Below are 24,879 nucleotides of genomic sequence, written 5' to 3'. Positions count from 1 at the left end.
CCATCAAAAACAGTTTTTGCCTTACGCAAGTGAAGTGTAAATAGATGGGGCCTCATCGAAGGCCTAGGGATAACCCCTTACAACATCGGTAAAATAGCCAAAACATCCATGGCGATGCCGCCGATCTGGCATCGATTTCACACTCAAGCCAACTCCAAAAGAGTTGACACTTTTTAAATTCCTTTGATAGGCTGTCAACACTATGAACATCGCCACGACCTCCATCGCCATCAAGGACGACGCCTCCGGCCCGCTGGCCGACGTCGTTTTCGACCAGGTGCTGGACGCGATCTACCAGGGCCGGCTGGCCCCGGGCAGCGTCATCAATGAAGTCGCGCTGGCGCAGGAATTCGGCGTCAGCCGCGGTCCGGTGCGTGAGGCCGTGCGCCGCCTGCAAGGGATCCAGCTGATCACGCGCGAGCCCTACATCAAGGCGCGAGTGGTGACGCTGTCGGCGGAATCCGCGCTGGAACTGTTCCAGATGCGCATGGCACTGGAAGGCGTGGCCTGCAATCTGGCCACCCGCCGCATGAGCGACGAAGAAATCGCGCAGCTGCTGGCCGAGCTGGAACAGGACCGCCAGCGGCGCCTGGCAGCGGCCAATGGCGGCGCCCCCGCGCCGCGGGTCTTCGACTTCCATGAGCGCATCGTGCGGGCCAGCGGCAACAACCGCATCATCAACGCCCTTTGCGGCGACCTCTATCACCTGCTGCGCGTCTACCGCCGGCACTCCGGCACCGTGCTGGAGCGCAAGGACGACGCCTATGCCGAACACTGGCAGATCCTGCGCGCGATCCGCGCACGCGACGCCGAATTGGCGGAATCGCTCATGCGCTCGCACATCGAACGCGCGGCGCAACACCTTTTTGAACATCTGGCGGAAGGGGCGTCCGGCATCGCCGGGCACCCCGTCTCCGCTGCCTGACACTCTTTGGAGCAGTACGACATGCACAACCCGCGCCACCAGTTCCGGCAATTGCTGAAGAACGAACCCTTCATCGTCTCCCCCGGCGTGTACGATGGATACAGCATCCGCCTGGTCGAGGCCGCGGGTTTCAAGACCGCCTGCACCAGCGGTGCGGCAGTGTCCAACGCACTGCTGGGCATCGCCGACATCGGCGTGATGGGCCTGTCGGAAAACGTCACCCACTGCCGTCATCTGGCACGCTCCGTTTCCATTCCCCTCACGGCTGACGCCGACACCGGCTACGGCAACCCGGTGAACGTCTACCACACGGTGCAGATGTTCGAGGAAGCCGGCGTCGCCGGCATCAACCTCGAAGACCAGGTCAGCCCCAAGCGCTGCGGCCACATGCCCGGCAAGGACGTGGTGAGCGAAGCGGAAATGGTCAAGAAGATCGAAGCCGCCTGCCTGGCGCGGCGCGACGATGACTTCGTCATCATCGCCCGCACCGACTCGCTCGCGATCGAGGGCATCGAAGGCGCGGTCAAGCGCGCCCGCGCCTACGCTCAGGCCGGCGCCGACATGCTGTTCCCAGACGCCGTGCGCACCGAGGACGACATCAAGCGCCTGGTGGACGCCGCCGGCATTCCGGTCAGCATCAACATGGGATTCGGCATCCGCAACCGTCCCACCACGCCGCTGATTCCCCTGCCGCGCCTGAAGGAAATCGGCGTCAAGCGCATCAGCCTGCCGCGCATGCTGCCGGCCGCCGCCATTTACGGCATGCGCCAGGCGCTGCAGGTGATGCAGGGCGTGATCGCCAGCGGCGAGCCGGCCGACCGTCCCGACTTGCTGGTTGGCATCGAAGACATCATGCAATTGATGGGCTACGAGCAGATGCGCGCCATGGAAAAACGCCTGACGACGCTGGCCGACTGAGCGCATCGCCATGACTGAGCGGAATGCGCAGGCGCATTGCGTCCTGACGGGCGCGTCGTCGGGCATCGGCCTGGCGCTGGCTGAACTGCTGCTCGCGTCCGGCTGGCAGGTGACGGGCGTGGACATCGCGCCGGCGGCAATCAAAGGCCATGGACAGTATCGCCATCTGGTGTGCGATCTGACCGACGCCGCCGCCTTGCGCGGTCTATGCGCGCTGCTGGACGGCTGCGCCGTGCTGGGCCGCGCGCAGCGCCTGGCCTATGCCGCGACCAAATCCGCCCAGATCGGCCTGGCGCGCAGCCTGGCCGCCGAACTCATCGTGCGCGGCATCACCGTCAACGTCGTCGCGCCCGGCGCGGTCGACACGCCCATGCTGCGCGATCCCAAGCGCGGCGCTCCGCCGCAGGTGGAGTTGCCGCTGGGCCGCCTGATCGACGCGGGCGAAGTCGCCGCGGCCATTGCCTTCTTCCTGGGCGCGCAGGCAGGCGCCATCACCGGACAGACGCTCTACGTCTGCGGCGGCGCCTCGCTGGGAGCGATGCCGCTATGACGCAGGCGAACGCACCCACGCTGCATGGCAAGGTCGTGATCCTGACGGGCGCGGCCGGTGGATTGGGCCAGGCGATCGCGGCGCAATGCCTGCTTGCCGGCGCCCGCGTGGCCTTGCTGGACCGCGACGCGGAACTGCTCGCGCAAACCCGCCAGACCCTCGCTGCACCTGACACCCAGACGCTGGCGATCGCCTGCGACGTGACGGATGCGCAAGCGACGCGCGAAGCCGTCGAAAAAACGGCCACGCATTGGGGCGCGATCCACGCCCTGGTGAACAACGCCGCCACCGTCACGCCGGGCAACAAGATCGCGGACCTGACGCTTGAACAATGGCGCCAGGCGCTGGACGTGAACCTAACGGGCGCGTGGCTGATGAGCAGATGCGCCATCCCCCACATGGCGCAGGCGGGCGGCGGCGTCGTGTTGAACATCGCCTCGCAGCTGGGCAGCGTGGCCGCGCCGGGCCGTGGCGCGTATGGCGCCAGCAAGGCCGGTCTGATCGCGCTGGCGCGCGCCATCGCCGTGGATCACGCGGCCGATGGCATCCGCGCCTTGAGCCTGTCGCCGGGCGCGGTCCTGACCAGCAGGCTGGTCGCGCGCTATGGCAGCGCACAGGCCGCCGGCGCCGCCTTGGCGGCCAAGTACCCAGCCGGACGCCTCGGCACGGCCGAGGAGATCGCACAGACCGCAGTTTTCCTGATCAGCGACGCCGCCTCGTTCATCACGGGCACGGACATACGCGCGGACGGCGGCTACACCGCGCTATAGCTCCGGCCGCCACCATCGACTTCACACAAGACTTACATCACACAGCAAGGGGTAGAACCATGAAGCACATCACCACCACCTCCGCAACGCACGGACGCCCGGCGCGTCCGGCCCTGCGCCGCAGCATGCTGGCGCTGCTTGCCGGTGCCTTCGGGCTGGCCGCCGCCCCCGTCTTTGCGCAGGGCACGGACAACTTTCCCAACCGCGCGGTCACCATCGTCGTACCCTTCCCGGCCGGCGGCGCCACCGACATCACCGCTCGTCTGGTGGCCGAAGGCCTGTCCAAGAAGTGGGGACAACCCGTGGTGGTGGAAAACAAGCCCGGCGCAGGCGGCAACGTCGGTTCGGAATACGTGGCGCGCGCCGCGCCCGACGGCTACACCCTGGTGCTGGGCGTGACGGGTTCGCACGGCATCAATACGTCGCTCTACAAGAACATGCGCTATGACCCGGTCAAGGATTTCGAGGCCATCACGCAAGCCACGCTGTATCCCAATGCCATCATCGTCAACAACGATGTGCCGGCCAACAATCTCCAGGAACTCATCGCGCTGTTGAAAAAGCCCGATGCGCACTATTCGTACGGCTCGGACGGCAACGGCACGGCATCGCACCTGGGCATGGAGCTGATCAAGAACCAGGGCAAGTTCGAGATTTCCCACATTCCGTACCGCGGCAGCGCGCCGATGGTGACCGACCTGCTGGGCGGCCAGATCCAGGTAGGCATCACCGGCCTGCCCGCGGTGCAGGCCTATGCCAAGAGCGGCAAGCTGAAGATCGTGGCGCTGACCACGGCGGGGCGCTTCGCCAGCGCGCCCGACTATCCCACGGTGGCCGAACAAGGCTTCCCCGGCTACGCCGCTCCGCCCTGGTCGGGCTTCTTCGCCCCCAAGGGTACGCCCAAGCCGCTGGTGGAGAAGATCTCGGCGGACATGCGCGAAGTCATGGCCGATCCCAAGACCAAGGAGAAGCTCGCCGCTTCCGGCAGTGAATTCACGCCTTCCACGCCCGAACAGTTCCAGGCTTTTGTGCGGCAGGAAATCGCGAAGTGGGCCGAGGCCGTCAAGATCTCCGGCGCGCGCATCGACTAAGGCGGCATGCACGACGCCAGCGCCGCGGCTGCGGCGCTGGCGTGATGCGCATCAGTTGTAGCGGAACGTGGCGGTCAGCATCGCCGAACGGCCGGGCGCCACGTAGCTGAACAGGCCCACGTGCGAAGCCTCGTAGATGGTCTCGTCGGTCAGGTTGTTCAGGTTCAGCTGCAGGCCGAAGTTCTTGTTGAACTGATAGGCCGCCATCGCGTCGTAGCGCCAGTAGGACGGCAGCTGATAGACGTTGGCATCGTCCACATAGCGCTTGCCCGTGTAGGTGGCGCCCGCGCCCACCGTCAGCTCCGGCAGGAACTTGTAGGTGGTCCACAGGCTGGCGCTCTGGCGGGCAATGAACTTCATCTGATTGCCGCTGTAGTCGGTGCCGCCGCTCTGGTAGCTGGTGACCTTGGGGTCCATGTAGCTGTAGCCGCCCCAGACCTGCCACTTGGGCGTGATGGATCCCGCCACGCCCAGCTCGATGCCGCGCACGCGGTTGCTGCCGGACAGCGTCACATCGCCCGTGATGGGATCGGAGCTGCGGGCATCGGTCTTGCGGGTTTCGAACACCGCCGCCGTCAGCGACAGGCGCTCATCGAACACGTCCCACTTGGTGCCCAGCTCGATGCTGCGGCTCTTTTCAGGCGCCAGCGCCGCGGTGCCCGCGGTCAGGCGGCCGCCTGCCGCGCCGTCCGCGCCGCCGGACTGGCCCGCCGTTTCACCGGACGGGTTGGACGAGGTGCCGTAGGACACGTAGATGCTGCCGTTGGGCGCGGGCTTGTAGACCAGACCCAGCTGGTAGTTCCACATGTTGTCGGTGCGCTCGACGTTGCCGCTGGTCACGCGGTAGTTGTCATAGCGCAGGCCGGCGTTGGCTTCCCATTGCTCGCTGAACTTGACCGTGTCGAACACGTAGGCCGCGCGCGTAATGGTCTTGGCGGCGTCGTAGCGCGGCCCCCAGCGCAGGCTGCCGGTATACGGCTGGCGGGGATTGGGGTTGTACAGGTCGTCCTGCAGGGTCTTGTCGAAGCCGCCCGAGGGCACGCCGTCGCGCTTGCTGATCGTCTCGGTGCTGAACTCCAGGCCGGCCACATAGCTGTGCCGCAGGCCGCCGGCGGTGAATTCGCCGAACATGTCGGTCTGGTTGATGAAGGAGCGGTTGGTCTGGTTCAGGCTGCGCAGCGCCTTGCTCATCTTCACGCCGTCCGCCTCGTTCGAGCACGGCGCCACGCCATAGGCGGGGTTGGGCCTGCCGCCCACGCGCGCCGCGCAATTGTCGAAGGACGGGCGCGTCATCACGTATTCGTTGGTGGACTCGCTATAGCGCGTGCCGTTGCGCAGTTTCAGCTTGTCGCTGAACTTGTGCTCGACCATCAGGGTGGTCATGTCGGCCTGGTTCTTGCGGTAGTCGCGGCCGATCAGGCCGTAGTAGTTGTTGCGATCCACCTTGGGCGGCGTGACGCGGTCCGGGCGCGACTCGTTCTTGAACGGAATGCCCAGGTCGGGCGTGTCGTCGTTCTGCAGATGGTAGTAGCTGAGCGTGACTTGCGTCGGCGTGCCCAGCCCCCACGAGAACGAGGGCGCCACGCCCCAGCGGTCGGTCTCGACGTGGTCGCGGCCCGGGATGTCGCCGCCCTGCTTCATGAAATTCAGGCGGAATGCCGAGCTTTCGCCCAGCGCCCAGTTACCGTCGCCGGTCAGGCGCCAGTTGTCGTCGGTGCCCACGCCGACGGTGCCTTCCGCGAAGTTCTCCAGCTTGGGGCTCTTGCTGACCAAGTTGATGCTGCCGCCGGTCGAACCGCGGCCGGAGTATGCGGAACTTGGCCCCTTCAGGATCTCGACCGACTCCAGGTTGAAGGTCTCGTGCGAGAAACGGCCCAGGTCGCGCATGCCGTCGACCATCATGTCGGTACTCGCTTCGTAGCCGCGCACGAAGGGCCGGTCGCCGGTGGGCGTGCCGCCCTCGCCGGCGCCGAAGGTAATGCCCGGGGCGGTGCGCAACACATCCATGAGCGAAGTCGCGGCGCGGTCGCGCATCAGCTGTTCGGTGATCACGGTGACCGAACGCGGCGTGTCCAGCAGGGGCGCCGTCATCTTGGGCGACGAGGCGATGTTGGCTTCGTAGCCATCGCTGACCGCTTGCCCCTGCACGTGCACCGGCGACAGTTCGTGCACGGCGCCTGGCGCCACGCTGCCCTGCGCCAGGGCCAGGCCCGGCGACATCAGCGCGCCGCACACCGCGGCATAGATGGAGGTCGAAGTGTTCCCACCGGCCTTGGCATGGGCCGTCGATGTATCTGCTTTGTTCATTGGACTCTGTCAGAAACCGCCCCGCGGCGGCTGCGCTATCAGCGCGGTCTTGGTTTTTTAAGAGTGCCAATGATATTCATTCTTATTTTTACATTCAACAAATAGTCAGGATTTATTCAGAAAATTGTCAATTTTGTGGAATTTGGCAGGATCAAAAGACCATAATGCGGCGCGATAGCAACAATCCGTGCGCATCAATCTGTTCACAGCACGCGCGCATTGACGCTCATCCTCAGGCTTTGCGCATGAAAAAAGCCCCTTTCTCCAGAGATCGAATCCTCTGGGGAAAGGGGCTGGACAGACTCCCAGCCACGCGTCGCCCAACCTTACAGCGAGTACCGGTACTCGCAGTTGAGGGTGGCCTTCAGCGGCGTATCGGCCTGCACGCCCGACACGCTGCGCGGCCGCGGCGCCATCAGCTTGGCCTGAAACTTGCCGGCGGCGTCGCCATTGCTTTCCCGCTTCACCGTCAGGCTGGACGGCATGGCGTACAGCGTGAGCGGCTGGCCCTGGGCCGCGATCACCAGCGTGAATACGGACTGCGGAAAGTCCGCCACCACGAAACCCTGGGTCGCATCCGAGTCGAACGTCAGGCTGCCGTCCGCGTAGCTCAGCTTCAGCTTCATTTCCTCGGACGATGGTGATGGGATCGCGCCTTCCAGTTTGACCTTGCCGCTTTCGGATACGCAGTTCAATTCGGCGGGTGCAGATCCCGCATGGACAACGCCGCTCAACGACAAGCAGGCCGCAAACCAAATTCCTCGCACCGCCATGAGACTCTCCTTCGTGGGACCCGGTCTTGATCCGGGATCATTACGCAGCATCAGTGCGCGCTTTCGTCCGCCGGCTTCAGCACGCCGGCTTCCCGCAGCGTCTCGGCGGCGCTATGGCGGATCGCCGACAGGCAACGCGCGACGATGCCGCGCAGCAAGGCCTCCGAGGGCAGCGCGTCGGGTGCCGCCACAAAGCTCTCGATCGCAGCCGAAACGCGGTTCGTCACCGGGTCTCCGCTACCCTGCGTGATGTACAGCTTCACCGCCTTGCAGCGATTGTTGACCGTATTGATGATCTCCAGCAGCTCGGCGCGGCCCAGGCCTATGTCGGCCGCATCCACAAAAGACGGATAGACCAGGCGCAGAAACTCCGGATCATCGGCGGTCAGGCTGAAATACAGGGTGCCCAGTTCGGGATGGCGGAACAGGACGTCGCCCTCTTCGTCGACCCGGGCGACCAGGCCCAACTCTTCCTGAACCACATGTTGGTAGAGCGCGGCAAGCGGCGTCGCGCCGGCAGTGATGTTCGACATGTTTCGACTCTCTTCGTATGGATCGCACGGCGGATGCCGCGCTGAACCTTGCGCCGCGAAGCATAGCGCCCATTGCGTGCTCGCGCTGGTCAGATTTGCGCCAGAGATCAGCCCGCGATACATGCGCTAGGATGTAGGAACCCGCCCGAGCCCTCAAATGGGGCCAGGCCAGGATGTCCATCAGAAGGAGCTTGCCATGCCATCAATGAGACAACTCGCCCGCGCGGCCGCGCTTGCGCTGCTGCTGCCCTGCGCGGCCTACGCGGAAACGGTCGTGCTGCAGGTGGCGCGGGCCACCGCCGGCGCCGACCCGCAAACCTCCGCCAGGACAGTGGACATCGAGCTGAAACCCGAAAGCCGCCAGGCCCTGGCCGACTTCACCCGCGACCGCGTGGGCAAGCGCATCCAGCTGCGCTCAGGCGGCGTATTGCTGTCGTCCGCCACGCTGCAAAGCCCCCTTGAGGGCGACAGCTTCCGCATCACAGCGGGGGAACATGGCTTTGCCGGCAAGTCCGCGGAGGAAATCGCCCAAAGCATCATGAAAAGCGGTGGCCTGACGGTGGACGACGAAAACACCGCGAAGTGACCAGCCATCAAGCCTGAGGCGCGCGCAGCCCCAGCGTGGCGGTCAGCGCGGTCCGTCCCGGCTGCGACGCAACCTCCAGCGCGCCCCCTACCCTGGCGATGCGGGTATGCATGCTGCGCATGCCCACGCTGATGCCCGCGCGCAGCACCGCGGCCACGTCAAAGCCGACGCCGTCATCCTCGATGCGCAGTTCGAGGTGGTCGGATTCGGACTGCCGCAGCTCCAGCTCCACGCGCCGGGCGCGGCTGTGCTTGAGCACATTCACCAGCGATTCCTCAACCAGCCGCGTCAACGCCATGCATTGCAGGGCGCTGGGCGGCGTGCGCCATAGTTCCGGCACCCGCCAGGTGGCGCTGATGTCCAGCTCGTCGAACAGCTGCATGAAGCGGTGGCGCAACGGCGCTATCCATTCCCGCGGCGTGGCCGGCACCGTGACGCCCGCGCTGGAACCGCTGTCTATGGTCTGCCGCAGGTCATCGCGCAACAGCTTGAGCATGGAAAGAAACTGCTGGCTGTGCAGCGGTGCGCTGGCCTGCTCCACCACGGCCATCATGCGGACCAAGGAGCCGCCCAGCCCATCGTGCAGATCGTGCGCGATCTGCAGCCGGTCCTGAAGCCGGGCGTTTGTCAGCGCCAACGCATGTTCGCGTTCCAACGTGGTGGCGAGTTCGGTGCGCGCCTGCTCGATGCCGCTGGCCAGCTCCTGGTTGAAGCGCTCGATGCGGCGCACGCTGCGCGCATGGCGCAGCCCCAGCACCGCGGACATGCATAGCATGACCACCACGCTGGTGAAAGGCGTATAGGTTGTATCGCTGTCGATGAGCCTCAGCACCCGCAGCAGATCGTGGGCGCAGGCTGCAACGAAAACCAGCAGGCAAGCCGCCAGCATGGCGTGCTCGGGTCGGCGGGTACGCCACGCGTGCACCGGGAATTGCAGGCAATTGGCGAAGAAGATCGCGGACACGATCAGCACCACGCCCAATTGCACCTCCGCCAGATGCCGCTGCGGCACGAAGGCCATCGCCGCCAGCAGCACGGCCGCCAGCAGCCACAGCGCCTTCTCGATGCGCGGCACGGACTGCCCGCCAAAGCGCCACGTAAAGATGCAGAAGCAGGCAACGTACAGCACCAACACCATGATGTTGGCCCGGGCCGCCGTCAGGCTGTCGGAGAACGGCCAGGGACTGGTCACAAGCACGTTGGCGATGAACAGCACCCAGAACAAGGCCATCAGCGCGTACCAGCCAAAGGCGCGCTGTTCGCGCCGCATGAGCCAGATGAAGAAGCACAAGCCGCCCAGGACGGCCGAGACGATCAGGTTGAGCGTGAACAGCGTGCGGTTGCGCCACCACAGGTCTTCGTACTGCTGCAACACCGTCCACTGCCCGCCCAGATGCACCGGCCCCAGGCCGGGCGTCTGCCCCGCCACGCCGACCACGCGGATCCACAAGGTGTTCTCGCCCGGATGCAGCAAGGCATCGGGAATCACCCAGTAACGCGGCATGTTCCAGCTGCGCGACAGCGGTTCTGTCAGGTGCGGATCGCTCCAGATCCGTTCGTCGTTGATATAGGCCTCGCCCGCCATGACGACGGATTCCAGCGCCAGGGCCACCTGGCCGGGCGCCGCGCCGGCGCAACGGCGCGTCCAACCGATCCGGTACCAGGCGGTGCCGCTATATCCCGGCCAACGGGCGCTCCAATCGTCGGGCAGCTCCACCGCCTGCCATTGCGGCGACTCCGGACGCCGGCCATCGTCGCCGCCCTTGGCGACCTGCACCGACAGTACCTGCGCCGTACAGGCGTCAGCAGGCTGCTGGGCCCACGCCGGCGCCAGCCATAGCGCCAACCACAGGACGGCCAGCCACTTCAATCGAGCAAGCCGCGCGTGCGCGCCGCGTGTATGGCCCGCGTCCGCGAGGAGACCGCGAGCTTGCGGTAGATGTGCTTGACGTGGCATTCGACGGTGTAGCGCGACAGATGCAGCTCCTCGGCGATCTCGCGGTTTCCCAGTCCCTCGGAGACCAGCCGCAGGATCTGGCTTTCGCGCGGACTCAGGGTTTCGACGGATTCGTCCGCAGCCTCGTCGGCACGTTCGGCCCGTCTGGGGCGCAGTTCTTCGATGATGCGCCTGGCCACGAAAGGATCGATCGGCGCCCCGCCCCGCAGCACGCTGCGGATGGACAGGGACACCTCCAGGTCGTCGCGCTCCTTGAGCACATAGCCCGTGGCGCCCGCGCGCAGCGCGGCAAGAATTGCGTCTTCCGTGCTCCATGCTGAAATCACCAGGATCGCCAGGCTGGAATCCTCCGCGTGCATCTCGGCGATCAGATCGATGCCATTGCCGTCGGGCAGGCCCAGGTCGACCAGCGCCAGCGCAAACGGCTGGCTGGCGAGCTGCTCGCGCGCCTGCGCCAGCGTGGCGGCAAACACCAGCGCCTCCTGCGCGTAGCCAAGCTGCAGCAGCAGGCCTTCCAGCCGGCGGCAGATCAGGGGTTCGTCCTCCACCAGCAGCACCGGGGCAGGCAGGGTCGACTCGGAAGCAAGCATGTGGGCGGTCATCGGATGAGGGAGGGCGGAATTGCCCAGCCTGAACTATGTCTCAGCCGCGCGAAACCGGATATCCCTGGAAGTTGGTATTTTCACAGGAATTTCGCGCCAGGCGTGGCTACCGCTTCCGGCTTTCGATGAACTCGGACAATACGACGGGCGGCGACAGCACATAGCCCTGCCCGTGGCTGCACCCCATGGACTGGAGCAAAGCGATGTCCGGCGCGCTTTCGATGCCTTCGGCGATCACGCGCAGGCCGAGCCGTTCCCCCAGCAACACCGACAGCCGCGTGATTTCCCGCGCTTTCCGGTCGCGGCGGATGCGGCGCACGAAGCGTCCGTCGATCTTCAGCTCGGCGATGGGCAGGGCGTTCAATAGCTGCAAGGAAGCATAGCCGGTTCCGAAATCGTCCATGCTGACCTGGCAGCCGGCCTTCGCGAATTTCTTCAAGGACTTGCGCAGCAGTTCGAGGCGGGTGATGGGCTGGTCTTCGGTCAGCTCGATCCGGAAGCGCGTCATTGGGATGTTTGCCGCGGCGGCATAGCCCGTCAGGACGTCGACCGCATCATGGCTGACCAAGGTTGAGGCCGACGCGTTGATCGCCAGCGGCACGTCGATTCCCTGCTCCTGCAGCGCCTGCGCCGCGTCCACCGCCAGCCGGCAGATCTGCTCGAAGAAAAACAGATCCAGGCCCAGTCGATGGACGGCGGGCACGAAATCAGCCGGGCTGATATCGCCCATGGTCGGGTGTTTCCAACGAGCCAGACATTCCGCGGCGACCATTTCGCCATTCAGCAGGTTGAATTGCGGCTGTAGGGCGACGCTCAAGCCGTTGCCTCGCCATGCCATCAACATGACTTCGTGGTCGCCAAGTTGCTGGCATTGCGCTGCAGCGCGTTTCATACATCATTCCTGGTGGACAGGGGAGGAAATTCACATACAGCCACTCTAAGGCGCTTCGGGAACGAAAAATGTAGGAGGATTCAGAATGTGCGGCTCACGCGCTCCAGAACCGCGCTCAGATTCTTGACGACCGGGACGTAGTCCGCCAAAAGCTCCTCACGCGCCTGCCCAGGCTCCCTGACTAGCATGGTCTCAACGCGCAGACAAAGTTCAACCAGGGCGCTGCAGCCCAGCAATTGCGCGGTATTCAGAATTCGATGCGCATATCGTTTGACGTCTAACCACTGCTCCTGTCCGATCGCCAGCTGCAAGGCATCGACGTCCTTCCTGTGGTTGACGTGCAGGCTATGCGCCAGCTCCGCCGCGATGCTCCGGTCGTTACCGACCTTGGAAAGCAGTTCATCGCGCAGCGCAGCCACCGCCTGATCCTGTGAGCTTTCCTGGTCGGGATGCATGGCCGAAGCCGCTGGGTTGTTCACTCGGAAATAAGTCCTATAAGGTTTTCACATCGATATTTTCGATTTTCTGGCGAAATCGACCAATTCAACCAAGGAACCGATCTGCAATTTGGTCATTATCCTGGTCTTGTGCGTGCTGACCGTTTTATTGCTGATGAATAGCGCGTCACCGATTTCCTTGTTGCTCAATCCTTGGGCCAGCATCTGCGTGACGACCATTTCCTTGTTGGAAAGCAGCTCGAGTTTCTTCTGATACGCGTCTGCCACATCCGCCTGGTTGGCCGTCTTGGCCGCGTTCGGAAACACGCGGTAGCCCGCCAGCACGGACTCGATGCAGCGGACCAGTTCCTTGATCTCCAGGCGCTTGCTGGCGTAACCACAGGCGCCGAGCTCGGCCACGCGCAAGGCGAAGACCGAAGGATCATGCGCCGACACCACCAATATCCGCAAGTCCGGATTGACGGCGAGGATTCTGGAAATGGCTTCCAGGCCGCCCATTTTGGGCATATCCAGATCAAGCACGATCAGATCCGGGCGTTCGCTGCGGGCCAGCGCCAGCGTATCGACCCCGTTGTCCGCTTCCAGTATCCGGCTGGCGCTGGGCAATAGGGCGATTTGCGTCCTGAGCACCAGACGAAACGCTGGATGATCATCCACAATCAAGACTGTCGACATGCTGCCCCTCCCTTCAATGTATCTTAGGTGTGCCGCCCGGCGGCCGCTTGGCATGCGCGAGGATGAAGGACTGCAGCGTCTGCAGATCCACCGGCTTGATCAGCACGGCGTTCATGCTGGCACGCGCGCCCGAAGCCAGATCGAGCTCAAGTTCGCTGGCGGTATAGCCCAGCACCGGCGTGGCCGCATTCATGCCGCCGCCGGCTCTCAAGGCGGCAGTGAAAGCGGTGCCGTCCATGACGGGCATGACGCAGTCGCAGATGATCAGATCAAACTCCAGCCGTTCCGCCAATGCCAGACCGGCCGCGCCATTCTGCGCGAATTGCGCGGAATGCTTCAACATCCGCAATTGATGCTTGAGCAGCAACCGGTTGGCTTCATGGTCGTCGATGACGAGCAAGCGCAAGCCGCCGGCATCGGCCGCAGTTGGCGCAGTAGCCGCCGCCACAGTGGCGCTTTCCGAAGGCGGCAGCGCCAAGGGCAAGCGCACCGTTACCCTGGCGCCCTGCCCGGCCGTGCTGGATATTTCCATGGAACCGCCCATCAGACGCGTCAATTCGCTGCATATGGACAGTCCCAGTCCGATGCCTGCGCCTTGTTCCCGAACCATGGGTTCAAAGTGCGGCACTGCCAGTCTGGCCTGCACCTCCTCGGCAATCCCGGGGCCGGTGTCCGCGACGCACAGCGTAATCCACTGCACCTCCTCCGTCGCGCGCGTGGCGCTCAGCGAGACATCGATGCGGCCATGATCCGTAAAGCGGACCGAATTGGATAACAAGTTATCCAGCAATTGCTTCAAGCGGATCGGATCCGAAAAATGACGCTCGGCAAGGTCGCTGCCGATGTCCAGTGTTAGCTGCAGGCCCTTTGCCTGCGCTGCGGCCCGAAACGGAGCCAGCGTGTCCGCCGCCAGCGCGCGCAGGTCGACATTCTGCCGCCGCAGCTGCAAGTGACCGGTTTCCAGCTTGGATATGTCGATCAGGCCACCGATCAGCGACAGCAGCGATTGGGCCGACTGGCGCGACATGGCAAGCCGCTCGCGCACCGCGCCAGAAAGTCCATCACGCGACAGGATCAGTTCAAGCATGCCGATGATCGCGTTCAGAGGGGTACGGAGCTCATGGCTGATGAACGCTAGATACGTCGACTTCATCAAATTGGCTCTTTCCATGTTCAGCCGGGTTTCGGACACGTCACGCAACATGTCGGGAAAACCGCGAAAACGCGCGCTACCCCCAATCAAGCCGATGAGGGTGCCGTCCTCCCCTCGCAACGGCGCCGCCCACGCGGCCACCCCGCAAGTGGAATCATGCTGGAACGGATGTTCGCGGACCAAGGTTTCGCCGCTCGCCAGCACTTGGCGATAGTCGCGGATTATTTCGTTCAGATTGGCCGGCAGGTCGCTGCCGGAGGCCGGCGCGGACAAGGAGTCCTGCGGAACATGCAGAGGGCGGTTCCAACCCTCGCGGCGACAGATAGCTGCGTACTCCTTGAGCGCGTCGTTGCGCGTCACCAGATTCAGGTCGAGATCCCGGATGAATATCCCGGCGGGCAGCGTATCCGCCAAGCTCGCAAGCTCGGCCAGCTCGCGGCGCGGCGACCTGGCGCCGAGAATGCGCAGCGCGATCCAGACCAGCATGACCACCAGCGCCGCGACCAACGCCATGTTCAGGAACACGGAAAGCGTGAGCATGGCGCCAGGCTCGCGATGAACCACTATGCCGCTCCGTCCCGCGCCAGTGCGCTTGCGCCGAGCGCCGCCGGCAGACAGGAATCAATGGCGTCAGCCAACGCCCGCAGACCGGCGGGCTTGACCAACACCTCGTTCATGCCGGCCCGCAGGCCCGTCTCGCGATCCTCTGGACGCGCACCGGCCGTGTATCCCAGTACGGGAATGGCCGCGTTTTCGCCCGCGCCTGCGCGCAACGTCCGCGTGAACTCGGCTCCGTCCATGTCCGGCATCTCACCAGCGCAGACGACCAGATCGAACCCGCTTCCCCTGATCAACGCCAAGCCCTGCGCGCCATCAATCGCCATCTGCACGGCATGGCCGAGGAATTCCAACTGGCTTTTCAACAGCAGGCGGTTGCCGGCCTCGCTTTCAACCACAAGCATCCGCAGCCCGGTGGCGGGCCGCTGCGTCATTCCGAGCATGATCTCTTGCGGCGGGTCGGGCTGCTCGCCGGATCCAAGCATCAGCGGCACGCGGACATAGACGTGCGTACCCTCGCCCACGACGCTGGAGATGCGGATGGTTCCTCCAACACGATCCACTATCTGCCGGCAATAGTGCAAGCCCAGTCCGGCGCCATCGGGCGAGGCGCTCAACCCCGCTTCGTAGCGGGACGCCGACAGCTTCTGCTGTATGTAAGGGTCTATGCCGCTGCCGGTATCGATCACCGACAGCGTGAGCCATTGCCGGCCATCCTCCACCGGAGCGCCGTCCAGATGTATCCGGACGCCACCCCGTTCCGTGTACCGGATGGCGTTGGAAAGAAAGTTGTTGAGCAACTGATTCAGCCCCTGAACGTCCATCATGTGGCTGGCGGCAACCCCGGGAGCCACTTCAACCGTCAGGCTTATGCCCTTCTCGTAGGCGCTAGGCGCGAACAACGAAGCCACGTCGGCCAAGACCCTGGGCACCGAATTGGATACACGCGCGCTCGCCAGATCGCCAGTCTCCATCCTCCGCGTATCGACGATGGACGGAATCAACTGGAGCAGAGACTGGGTGGACAAACGCACGGTCGCCAACATTTCTTTCGACTGCCGCGGCATCGCGGCGTCAAAGGACGCCATTTCCAACAGGCCCGCCATGGCGTTCAAGGGATTGCGCACATCTCGGCTGACCGCAGCCAGGAATCGGGTCTTCATGTTGTTGATGCGCTCTGCCCTGCGGTGTGCGCCTGCCGAGTCGTCCAGCGACTGGCTATGACCCAGGAAGTAGCTGCCCACGCATAGCACGCCAATGACGTGGCCATCCAACCCGCGTATAGGCGCGGCCAGCCCTTGGTATGGCGCCCTGATGCCGACAGCCTCCAGCACATTGTAAAAATCGAACGCACAAGTTTCCCCCGTGGCCACTGCGGCGCGATACACCTGCACGACCTCGGCCGTGTTGCGCGGCAACGGAATCTGGTCTTTCTCCTCGCCGGACAAGAACCCCAGATCGATGTACTCGGGTCTCGACCACCCATTCCTGACGACAATGTCTGCGAAGCGCTGCATACCCGCGCTGGATCCGACCATGCGCAGCGACTTTTCGCGGACGGACATATCCACGGGGGCCGCAGCGATCAGATGCACGGCTTGCCGCAAGCGCCGCTGCGGATCGCGGTCTTGTGCCGTGGTGCGTTTCAGTATCAGCCCGACCCACAGAAGGGCAAGAAGCAATACGCCGTTTAGCGCCCAGGACAGGGGCTCGGCCAATGCGAACCGCTGCCAGAACGCGGCAGCAGTCGGTGCGCCCAGTGCGCATAGGGAGACAAGAATGGCGGCCGCCCCAACCGCCGACCGGGCGCGGACGACGCCGCTGCGCTGCATGGCGCTCGCAAGAACTTCCGGCTTCATCTGGAGAGTGTCGGTGGTCGTGCCTGTGGCTGGATTTGGTATGCGCTGCGCACCGGCGATTTTATCGCAGAAGGCCTGCCGTCATCCTATTGCACACGTCCGCGCGTCAGTAAAACCGTTGAAACGTTGCTTTCAAATCACGATCCAGAAGAGCCCAAAAAATACCAATCAAGACGCCTTATTCGGACAATATTGGCAATTATTGGCAAGAATCGCCAATCATCTTTTTCATATGAAATTTCATACAACAAGAAGGGAGGATTCCTACACTATCAGAATCCTGATTCCATTAATTTTCAGTCACCGACGAAATGCAGGCAGCGGGATTCGGAGGAGCAGAAAAATGGATTATTTGACTGCGCCCTTTCATCGATATTCGAATTGAATTTCGATAATAGCCGGATCGCACGGAAGTTAATTCCTGAAAACCGAAAGACAGCATTTCGAAAGTCGGTCGCCCCCTGTTTTCAATAACCCCAGGCGGCGCTTTTGATTATTAATCGACTCAGGATATTTACTTCCATGAACAAGAATACGATTGCCAAGTTTGCCCTGCTCGCCACGGCGGCAGCGGTTTCCCAAGCCGCCCTGGCCGAAGACGGACGTGTCCAATTCAACGGCGAAATCGTCGATGCGCCTTGCTCGGTCTCCCCTGGCGCGACGAATCTGGTCGTCCCCCTCGGCAAGGTTTCGCGCGCCAGCATGGACGGCGCCGCGGGCAAGCATTCGACTCCCGCCCAATTCGAGATCCAGCTGACCGATTGCAGCGCATCGGCCAAGGGCGCGAGCATCACGTTCAGCGGCACGCCGGACAGCATCAGCACCGACGTGCTTGCCATCTCGAATTCGGGCGGCCTGACCGCCAGCGCCTCCGGCGTCGCCGTCGAACTGCGTGACGCTTCACGCGCCAAGATCGCGTTGAGTTCGCCCTCTCCGAAGTATGTACTCGGCGTCGGCACCAACAACCTGAAGTTCGAGGCCGCCTACGTTTCGACCGCCGCCACCGTCACCCCCGGCCCGGCCAACGCCACCGCGCAGTTCACGGTGAACTACAACTGACGCCGTTTTGCCCGACCGCCGGCCCCGCGTGGGGCCGGCGCCAAGCCTCCACACAGCAGACGGCTCCAACGGAACCGCGACCTGAATCGCCGCCAAAGCCCATGGAAGGCTTGCGAGCAAGACATCGAGATCCTCATGCTGAAAGACATCGCGCAACAGTTCGTGCTCAAGGCGCGACCCTTCATGATTTTCGCCCTGGCGGCCACGCTGGCCCACGCCAATGCAATGGCTGGCGTACTGGTCGGCGGCACCCGCGTCATTTTCAACGAGAAGGACCGCGAGTCCTCCATTCCCGTCAAGAACACCGGCACGTCCCCTTACGTCGTGCAGGCCTGGATCGATAGCGGCGAAGGCAATACCAAAACGCCGTTCGTGGCCAGCCCGCCACTGTCGCGGCTGGACCCCGGCCAGGAAAACGTGCTGCGCATCCTGCGCTTGGCCGGCAATCTGCCTCTCGACCGCGAATCGGTGTTCTGGTTGAACGTCAAGGAAATCCCGGAAAAGAGCCCGGACGAGAACGTGCTGCAGATCGCAGTGCGCACCCGCATCAAACTGTTCTACCGGCCTGCGGGCCTGTCGGGCAAACCTGGCGAACAGCGTCAGCAGCTGCAATGGGCTGTCGCCTCCGGCGGCAACGGCGCGGTGCTGAAGATCGCCAATCCTTCCGCCTATCACGTCACCTTCGCCACGCTGAACATCAACAACGGCCAACAGCAGATCAACGGCGGAATGGTGTCGCCCGGCGCCGTGCTGGAGTACCCCTTGTCCGGACTGTCCGCGCCTGGAGACCTGGACGTCGTGTTCACGACCATCAACGACTACGGCGCCGAGACTCCCGAGGAAAAAGTCCGCGTGCCCAGCGCGCAGGTCCCGGTTCACGTCAAGGCCGAACCCATCGCGCCTGCCGCAAGCCGCTAACGCCCGGAGCTCAAGCAATGAAAGGCGTATCGCAGGGTCGCATGCCCCCTTCCGCGGCATTGGCATCGCTGTTGCTGGGCCTGGCCTCCTTTTCAGGCCAGGCCGCCGAGCCGGCGGGCGCTGTCTTCAATCAGGAATTCCTCGGCACGGGTGGCGACCAGCCGCAGGCAGACCTGTCCATCTTCAGTTTCGGCAATAGCGTGCTGCCGGGCGAGTACCTGGCCGACGTGATCGTCAACGACCAGTCGCTGGGCAAGAGCAGAATCATCATCCAAGCCCAGGAAGGCCAGCAGCAGCCCTCGGTCTGTCTGACCCGAAACCAGCTGGAAACCTGGGGCGTCAATATGGCCGCGCTGCCCGAATCGGCAGGCGCGGACGGCTCCTGCGTGGACCTGGCCGCCCTGATACAGGATGCGACGGTGAGCTTCGACGGAGGAAAACAGCGGCTGCTCCTGAGCATTCCGCAGGCCGCGGTCAAACGCAAGGCCCGCGATTCTGTCGATCCGGCCCGCTGGGATAGAGGCATCACCGCGGCCTTGCTGGACTATCAGCTCAACATGTCCCGCCAAGGCGGCGGTTCATCCCGCAGCGACGACGGCTCATCCAAGAACGGCGCCGAATCGCCCTATATGGGCTTCGCCGGCCTGCGCGGCGGCTTCAACTTCGGCGACTGGCGCCTGCGCCATAGCTCCAACTACAACCGCGGCTCCGACGGCCGCGGCAAATGGCAGACGGTGGAAACCAATCTGCAGCGCGACTTGCGCTCGATCAATGGCCAGCTGTTGATCGGCGACGGCAACACGCCCGGCAACTTCTTCGACAGCGTGCCGTTCCGCGGCGTGCAGGTCTCTTCGGACGACTCCATGCTGCCGGACAGCATGCAAGGCTACGCGCCCACCATACGTGGCATCGCGCGGACCAATGCGCTGGTCACCGTCAGACAGAACGGCTACATCGTGTACAGCACCTATGTCGCGCCCGGCGCCTTCGTGCTGGACGATCTGTACCCCTCCTCCTCCGGCGGGGACCTGGAAGTCACCATTACGGAATCGGACGGCCGCCAGAACCGCTACGTGCAAGCCTATGCCTCGGTGCCCACGCTGTTGCGCGAAGGCACCTGGCGCTACAGCGCCACCGCCGGGCGCTACCGCAACGCCTACGGTTCCAGCGAACGCGAGCCCACCTTTGTGCAAGGCACCGTCGCGCGCGGCCTGGGCCAGGAATTCTCGCTGTATGGTGGCGTCACCGCAGCCAGCATCTATCAATCCGGACTGGTGGGCGTGGGCAAGAACCTGCGCAGTTTCGGCGCGGTTTCCCTGGATCTGTCACATGCCCGCACCTCCACCGAGCGCTTGAAGACTCAGGGGCAATCGGTGCGCTTCCTGTATGCCAAGTCATTCGACGAAGCAGGCACGAATTTCCGCATCGCCGGCTATCGCTATTCCACCAGCGGCTACAGGACTTTCCAGGAAGCGACCGGCGCCGACGAATTCGAACTGGGCGGCAGAATGCCCAACCGCCGCAATGAACTGCGGTTGGACGTGGCGCAGTCGCTCGGTTCCTGGGGGTCGGTCTACGCGTCGGCGCGCCAGCAGTCGTACTGGCAGACGAATCAGAAGGAACGGCTGATCCAGGTCGGATACTCCGGCTTCTACAGGCAGGTCAGCTACAACGTCTTCGTCAACATGAACACTGGCCGCGATGGTTCGAACGACCGTCAAGTCATGTTGTCCGTGTCGATTCCGCTGGGTACCTCGCGCAGCAGCGCGCAGTATTCCGTGGTCACGGGCAACAACGGCCAGACCGGCCACCAGGCCAGCGTTTTCGGCTCCGCGCTCGAAGACGACCAGCTTACCTACAACCTGACGGCCGCCACGTTCAATCAGAGCGGCGTCAGCAGCACCGGCAACGCCAGCTATCTGTCCAAGATCGGCCGCTTCGATCTGGGTGCGTCGCAGGGACGCGGCTACAACCAGATCAACCTGGGCCTGTCGGGCGGGATCGTGGCGCATGCCGACGGCGTGACGCTGGGCCAACCCCTGGGTGAAACCGTTGCCCTGGTGCGCGCGCCGTCAGCCGAGGATGTGCGCTTCGAATCGCATCCAGGCGTGAGCACCAACGCCAGCGGCTACGCCATCGTCCCGAGCCTGAGCCCCTACCGTTCCAATCGCCTGGCCATGCGCACCGCTGACCTGGGCGACACCGTTGAAGTCAGGAACGCGGCGGTGAACTTGGTTCCCACCCGCGGCGCAGTGATACAGGCGGGATTCGATACGGTCGTGGGCTATCGCCTGATGATGACGCTGACCCGCAAGGACAACAGCGTGGTGCCGTTCGGGGCGCGCATCGACGACGAAGCGGGCCAGGAAATCGGCATCGTGGGGCCGGACGGCCAAGCCTTCGTGACGGGTGCTCAGCAGTCCGGAAAGATGCGCATCGTGTGGGGCCGTGGCGCCAGCGACAGCTGTGGCGTGTCCTACAGCCTGCCGCAAGAGGAGCGTCCCGCCCCCATACGGGAAGTCAGCTACGTGTGCCAATGATGCGCGCATTGAAAATCGCAAGACACATGAACGGATATGAGATGAAAGCACCTCACGCGGTCAAGGGAAAACACATAAGCGGCATGTTGGCGGCGGCATGCCTGGCGCTGACGTTGTTCGGGTATGCGCCGCAAACTCTCGCGCAATGCGTACTGGGAGAAGGGATAGACAAGAATGTGATTACTCTGGACTTTGGTCCCGTTGTCGTACCGCCGAACACGCCGGTGAGCCTGACCACCCCGATAGCTGACAAGAGATTTCGGATCAGCCATAAGAGCATAGTCCTGATCGATTGCAGGAAAAGCAGTATCGACGGCGCCAGGTTGGGCTCCATCCTGAAAGGAGAGAAGGTAGGCGGCTCCAACTCCGTGTTTCGGACGAACATTCCCGGCATCGGCATTCGAATCGGATTTCGGATGTGGGAGCAGGACGGAACCCAGTATTTCCCCATTACGTCGCCCATGGGCAAGGGCAGCTACGGAACAAGCACCAGCCCCAACTGGGTAATACATGCCCAGATCTTCAAGATTGGCCAAACCACCGGGAACGGAGCTCTCGAACCAGGACAGTACGCAGCCATGTACTCGTCCCACGAGCCGCTGAAGGCTCTGCAAGTGACCGTCAGCGGGCGCTCCACGTCCATCGTCACCCCGTCATGCACCGCCGTCCCCACCGTGCCCGTCCAGTTAGGCAAGGTCTGGAAGAACCTGTTCAGCTCGGTCGGCAGCACCGCCGCCGAACAACGCTTCAACATCCAGCTGAACTGCCGCGAAGCCAAACCCGAACTGAATGCCGTGTACCTGCGCATGGACGCCAAACCCGACGCCTCGGGAATACCCGGCGTGATCGCCTTGAGCCCCGACGCCAATGCAGCGACCGGCGTGGGCATCCAGATCCTGGACAAAGACCGCCAGCCGGTCACCTACGGCCAAAGCAACTTGGTCGGCATGTCCAAGGACGGTGTCTACGACGTGCCATTCCACGCTCGCTACTACCAGACTGCAAACCAGGTTACCGCCGGCGTGGCGAACGGCACGGCCACGTTCACGCTTGAATACAAATAAGCCCCATCGAACCCACGAACCACAGGCCACTGATCATGAAAAAACCCGCTTTCAACCACACCGTCCATGTTTGCGTCGAAGCCATAGAGCCGGCCGCGACGCTGGTGCAGGGACTGGGCGACCGCGTCCAGATGGTATGCCTGACCCAATCCGTCCTTCGATTGCAGGAGCAGCTGGCCGAGCCAGGATTGCACTATGTCGTCATGCACGGCAGCGTGGAGTGGCTGGCCGCCATGCTGGGCGCGCGACGCGGCCCCTACGTCGCCGGACTGGTGGTCATGATCACCGCCAATGACTCCTCCAATGCGCGGGCCGAACTGATATGCGCCGGCGCCGACGCCTGCCTGGCCTCGAACGCGGGCATCGATGAACTGCTGGCGGCGCTGAGCAGCCTGGAACGCCTGTCCTCGGCATTGCGTACGCGCCTGCAGCGTGAAGCCGCCACTGCCCCCGAAGCCCTGGCGCGGCAGCGCCGCGCCCCGGCGGGGACCATCGCGACGGTCCGCGTGACGCCGGTCCGCGAATGGGCGCTGGTCGAAACGGAGAAAGCGCTGCACGCGCCTGACAGCGCGGGCAAGATCGCGTTGAGCAACAAGGAATTTGCACTGCTGTCGTGCCTGCGCGGGCATGACTTCCAATACTGCAGCATCGCGGACCTGCACCGCGAGGTCTGGCCGGATGCCGCAGGCCGCCCCGTGCATCTGCAACGCGCCATCGTTTCCAGCGTGGTCGGCCGCCTGCGCCGGAGGGCGCGCATGGCGGGAATCGAACTGCCGCTGCGCACGAGCTATGGGCAGGGCTACACCTTCGTCCATCCGCTCAACAGCGCCAGCCAATGCGTCACCGGTTGAACAGACGCAAGATGATCAGGTGACGGCCGGGGTGGCGAATGGCACCGCCACGTTCACGCTTGAATACAAGTGAGCCGAGTCCAACCCTCGAACCGCTGGCCCCCGATCACAAGAAGCCCGCATTAGGCCATGCGCCCGACAGCGCGGACATGACCTCCAATACTGCAGTATTGCGGATCCGCAACGCGAGGTCTGGCCGGATGCCTCTGACCACCCGGCGCATCCGCAACGTTCCCGGCCAACGCAACCCTACGCAAATTCGTAATCCTCAGACGCGGAAATCGATGTCTTCCGACTAAATTTCCCGGCCCTGCCCCATAAAGTATTCGTACTCGCCGGCTCGCACAGATTCGAGCATGCGGCCGACGGGTACGAACCGCCTGGATATCACCGCATTCGCGGCGTCCGGCCTTACATGAATCCCCAGAAAGATCACTGCTTTCCGAACGCGCAAGGACCCCGGTCCGTCCCGCGCCTGGGGCAGTTTCGATCGCCGCGGGCAAGCCTAGCTTCAAAGGAAACACAACATGAAACGCAGTCTCGTCGCCTCTCTCCTGGCCTCCGGAGCCCTGATCTCCGTGCTCGCGCCGGTACCTGCCCATGCGGTCGACGGCGTCATCAACTTCATGGGCGTCATCCGCGCGCCCGGTTGCGACATCAACGGCAACACCCCGGGCCTGGGCAACACGCAGACAGTGCAGCTGGGCACGCCCACGCCGGAAGAGGTCGGTCTGGGCAATGCCGTCGAAGCCGAATTCCAGCTGAATCTTGCAGGCGGGGCAGGCTGTACCGACGGCAGGAAGGTCCGCATCATGTTCGACCCGACCAACGGCACCTCAGCGGGCAACCTGGCGCTGCTGGACGCCGACCGCGCGCCCAACGTGGAGATCCAGATCCGCAACAACGCGGCTGGCAACACCGGCATCATTCCCATTGGCGGTTCGGAAATCACGCCGCAGGTCGCCACGATCACGGGCAATCCGGGCACGGCGGAACTCAAGTACGCCGCCAAGTATGTCGAGGTCGGCGGCGCGGCGGGCGCTGGCTCCGGCGCGTCGAGCATCAAGTATCTGCTGTCCTACAACTAAGCGCGGGCCAGTCATGGCGTCGATAGCGCGCATCGTTTCATCCCTGACGGCCGTCTGCGCCATGACCCTGTGCGCCTGGGCTACACCGGTCCGGGCCGGACTGGTGCTGCAAAGCACGCGCCTGGTCATCTCACCGGATTCCCGCGACACGACGCTGGCCATCCGCAACGCGGGTGCCGGCCCCGTGCTGGCGCAGAGCTGGCTGGACGATGGCAATGCGGACAGGTCACCGGCGGACATGCGCGTGCCTTTCGTCCTGGCGCCCGCGGTCGTGCGTGTGGACCCGGACAGCGGCGCCGTGCTGCGGATCTCATACACCCGCGAGCCGCTGCCCGCAGATCGCGAGAGCCTGTTCTATCTCAACGTGCTGGAGACGCCGCCGCGCGATCCGAACGACTCCAATGTGTTGATCTTCCAGTTCCGCTCGCGCATCAAGGTGTTCTTCAGGCCCGCCTCGCTGCGCCCCCACGTCCAGGCCGCGCCGGCCCTGTTGAGCTGGAAGCTGCGCGGACGGGCGCTGGAAGTCACGAACCCGACGCCTTACCACGTCTCCTTCGCCAGCGTCGATCTGGTCGCGGGCGACAAGCGCAGCGCGCTCGAGGGTGGCATGGTCGCCCCATTCGACACCGCGCGCTTCGCGTTGCCGCCCCGCGCGGCCAAACCCGCGGGCCCGGTCTCGGTCCGGTACGAGGTCATCACCGACTACGGCGGAACCACCAAGGCAGAGCAGGCCGTTACCGAGTAAAGGCGCG

Annotated in this window: 23 protein-coding genes; 13 read left to right on the top strand and 10 right to left on the bottom strand. The window is 64.0% G+C overall.

The genetic code is table 11. The features are described from left to right. Positions 1-202 precede the first annotated feature (202 nt). The 5 genes from N5C88_RS15715 to N5C88_RS15695 are packed head-to-tail and all read left to right on the top strand — an operon-like array spanning position 203 to position 4,254. A complete protein-coding gene (locus tag N5C88_RS15715) occupies positions 203-925 on the top strand; it encodes a GntR family transcriptional regulator (RefSeq protein WP_059378105.1) in 723 nt (240 codons plus the stop codon). A 21-nt stretch (positions 926-946) separates the two neighbouring features. Further along, positions 947-1,843 (top strand): isocitrate lyase/PEP mutase family protein, encoded by an 897-nt coding sequence (locus N5C88_RS15710; RefSeq protein ID WP_059378107.1) that lies wholly within the window; start codon positions 947-949, stop codon positions 1,841-1,843. Between the two features lie 10 nt (positions 1,844-1,853). Beyond that, positions 1,854-2,393 carry an SDR family oxidoreductase gene (locus N5C88_RS15705; RefSeq protein ID WP_280015723.1) on the top strand — a complete coding sequence of 180 codons (540 nt, stop codon included), beginning with the start codon at positions 1,854-1,856 and terminating at the stop codon, positions 2,391-2,393. Beyond that, a complete protein-coding gene (locus N5C88_RS15700; RefSeq protein WP_280015722.1) occupies positions 2,390-3,163 on the top strand; it encodes an SDR family NAD(P)-dependent oxidoreductase in 774 nt (257 codons plus the stop codon). Before N5C88_RS15705 ends, N5C88_RS15700 begins: the two co-directional genes overlap by 4 nt. Positions 3,164-3,222: 59 nt before the next feature. After that, positions 3,223-4,254 (top strand): tripartite tricarboxylate transporter substrate binding protein, encoded by a 1,032-nt coding sequence (locus tag N5C88_RS15695; protein WP_280015721.1) that lies wholly within the window; start codon positions 3,223-3,225, stop codon positions 4,252-4,254. Between the two features lie 51 nt (positions 4,255-4,305). Here N5C88_RS15695 and N5C88_RS15690 read toward each other — a convergent pair whose 3' ends face one another. The 3 genes from N5C88_RS15690 to N5C88_RS15680 form a co-directional block, all read right to left on the bottom strand. After that, on the bottom strand, positions 4,306-6,561 hold the full coding sequence (locus N5C88_RS15690; protein ID WP_059378111.1) for a TonB-dependent siderophore receptor: 2,256 nt from the start codon (positions 6,559-6,561) through the stop codon (positions 4,306-4,308). Positions 6,562-6,887: 326 nt separating this feature from the next. Further along, a complete protein-coding gene (locus N5C88_RS15685; RefSeq protein ID WP_223283298.1) occupies positions 6,888-7,256 on the bottom strand; it encodes a hypothetical protein in 369 nt (122 codons plus the stop codon). Between the two features lie 128 nt (positions 7,257-7,384). After that, a complete protein-coding gene (locus N5C88_RS15680) occupies positions 7,385-7,867 on the bottom strand; it encodes a hypothetical protein (RefSeq protein ID WP_059378114.1) in 483 nt (160 codons plus the stop codon). A 196-nt stretch (positions 7,868-8,063) separates the two neighbouring features. On the opposite strand from N5C88_RS15680, the gene N5C88_RS15675 reads away from it, so the two are divergent. After that, on the top strand, positions 8,064-8,453 hold the full coding sequence (locus N5C88_RS15675) for a hypothetical protein (RefSeq protein WP_280015720.1): 390 nt from the start codon (positions 8,064-8,066) through the stop codon (positions 8,451-8,453). Positions 8,454-8,460: 7 nt separating this feature from the next. Here the strand turns inward: N5C88_RS15675 and N5C88_RS15670 are convergent, their stop codons facing one another. The 7 genes from N5C88_RS15670 to N5C88_RS15640 all read right to left on the bottom strand — a co-directional run bounded on the left by N5C88_RS15670 (position 8,461) and on the right by N5C88_RS15640 (position 16,607). Then, positions 8,461-10,323 carry a 7TM diverse intracellular signaling domain-containing protein gene (locus N5C88_RS15670; protein WP_280015718.1) on the bottom strand — a complete coding sequence of 621 codons (1,863 nt, stop codon included), beginning with the start codon at positions 10,321-10,323 and terminating at the stop codon, positions 8,461-8,463. After that, on the bottom strand, positions 10,320-11,012 hold the full coding sequence (locus N5C88_RS15665) for a response regulator transcription factor (RefSeq protein ID WP_059378118.1): 693 nt from the start codon (positions 11,010-11,012) through the stop codon (positions 10,320-10,322). Before N5C88_RS15665 ends, N5C88_RS15670 begins: the two co-directional genes overlap by 4 nt. 106 nt (positions 11,013-11,118) lie before the next feature. Continuing rightward, positions 11,119-11,904, bottom strand: a complete 786-nt coding sequence (locus N5C88_RS15660; RefSeq protein WP_059378119.1) for an EAL domain-containing protein — start codon at positions 11,902-11,904, stop codon at positions 11,119-11,121. An 80-nt stretch (positions 11,905-11,984) separates the two neighbouring features. Then, on the bottom strand, positions 11,985-12,359 hold the full coding sequence (locus N5C88_RS15655; RefSeq protein WP_118931637.1) for an Hpt domain-containing protein: 375 nt from the start codon (positions 12,357-12,359) through the stop codon (positions 11,985-11,987). 48 nt (positions 12,360-12,407) lie between these two features. Beyond that, positions 12,408-13,037 carry a response regulator transcription factor gene (locus N5C88_RS15650; protein WP_118931636.1) on the bottom strand — a complete coding sequence of 210 codons (630 nt, stop codon included), beginning with the start codon at positions 13,035-13,037 and terminating at the stop codon, positions 12,408-12,410. Between the two features lie 13 nt (positions 13,038-13,050). Then, entirely contained in the window at positions 13,051-14,730 is a 1,680-nt protein-coding gene (locus N5C88_RS15645) for an ATP-binding protein (RefSeq protein ID WP_280015717.1), read from the bottom strand. Positions 14,731-14,753: 23 nt separating this feature from the next. Beyond that, a complete protein-coding gene (locus N5C88_RS15640) occupies positions 14,754-16,607 on the bottom strand; it encodes an ATP-binding protein (protein WP_280015716.1) in 1,854 nt (617 codons plus the stop codon). Positions 16,608-17,129: 522 nt separating this feature from the next. Here N5C88_RS15640 and N5C88_RS15635 point away from each other — a divergent pair. The 7 genes from N5C88_RS15635 to N5C88_RS15605 all read left to right on the top strand — a co-directional run bounded on the left by N5C88_RS15635 (position 17,130) and on the right by N5C88_RS15605 (position 24,872). Then, a complete protein-coding gene (locus N5C88_RS15635) occupies positions 17,130-17,666 on the top strand; it encodes a fimbrial protein (protein ID WP_280015715.1) in 537 nt (178 codons plus the stop codon). A 135-nt stretch (positions 17,667-17,801) separates the two neighbouring features. Further along, on the top strand, positions 17,802-18,584 hold the full coding sequence (locus N5C88_RS15630) for a molecular chaperone (protein ID WP_251878134.1): 783 nt from the start codon (positions 17,802-17,804) through the stop codon (positions 18,582-18,584). A gap of 41 nt (positions 18,585-18,625) precedes the next feature. Further along, the gene (locus N5C88_RS15625; RefSeq protein WP_280015713.1) at positions 18,626-21,124 is read left to right on the top strand and encodes a fimbrial biogenesis outer membrane usher protein; all 2,499 of its coding nucleotides are present in this window, start codon (positions 18,626-18,628) and stop codon (positions 21,122-21,124) included. Positions 21,125-21,165: 41 nt separating this feature from the next. After that, positions 21,166-22,188, top strand: coding sequence for a fimbrial protein (locus tag N5C88_RS15620; protein WP_280015712.1), 1,023 nt, complete (start codon positions 21,166-21,168; stop codon positions 22,186-22,188). A 35-nt stretch (positions 22,189-22,223) separates the two neighbouring features. Then, positions 22,224-23,039 (top strand): winged helix-turn-helix domain-containing protein, encoded by an 816-nt coding sequence (locus tag N5C88_RS15615; RefSeq protein WP_280015711.1) that lies wholly within the window; start codon positions 22,224-22,226, stop codon positions 23,037-23,039. A 527-nt stretch (positions 23,040-23,566) separates the two neighbouring features. Next, on the top strand, positions 23,567-24,127 hold the full coding sequence (locus N5C88_RS15610) for a fimbrial protein (protein ID WP_059378141.1): 561 nt from the start codon (positions 23,567-23,569) through the stop codon (positions 24,125-24,127). 13 nt (positions 24,128-24,140) lie between these two features. After that, on the top strand, positions 24,141-24,872 hold the full coding sequence (locus tag N5C88_RS15605) for a molecular chaperone (RefSeq protein WP_223283296.1): 732 nt from the start codon (positions 24,141-24,143) through the stop codon (positions 24,870-24,872). Positions 24,873-24,879 lie beyond the last annotated feature (7 nt).

It is taken from the genome of Achromobacter sp. GD03932, from assembly GCF_029839485.1.
Lineage (GTDB): Bacteria > Pseudomonadota > Gammaproteobacteria > Burkholderiales > Burkholderiaceae_B > Achromobacter > Achromobacter bronchisepticus_A.
The sequence above is the reverse complement of the archived record's forward strand: the minus strand, read 5'-3'. Positions and strand labels throughout refer to the sequence as shown.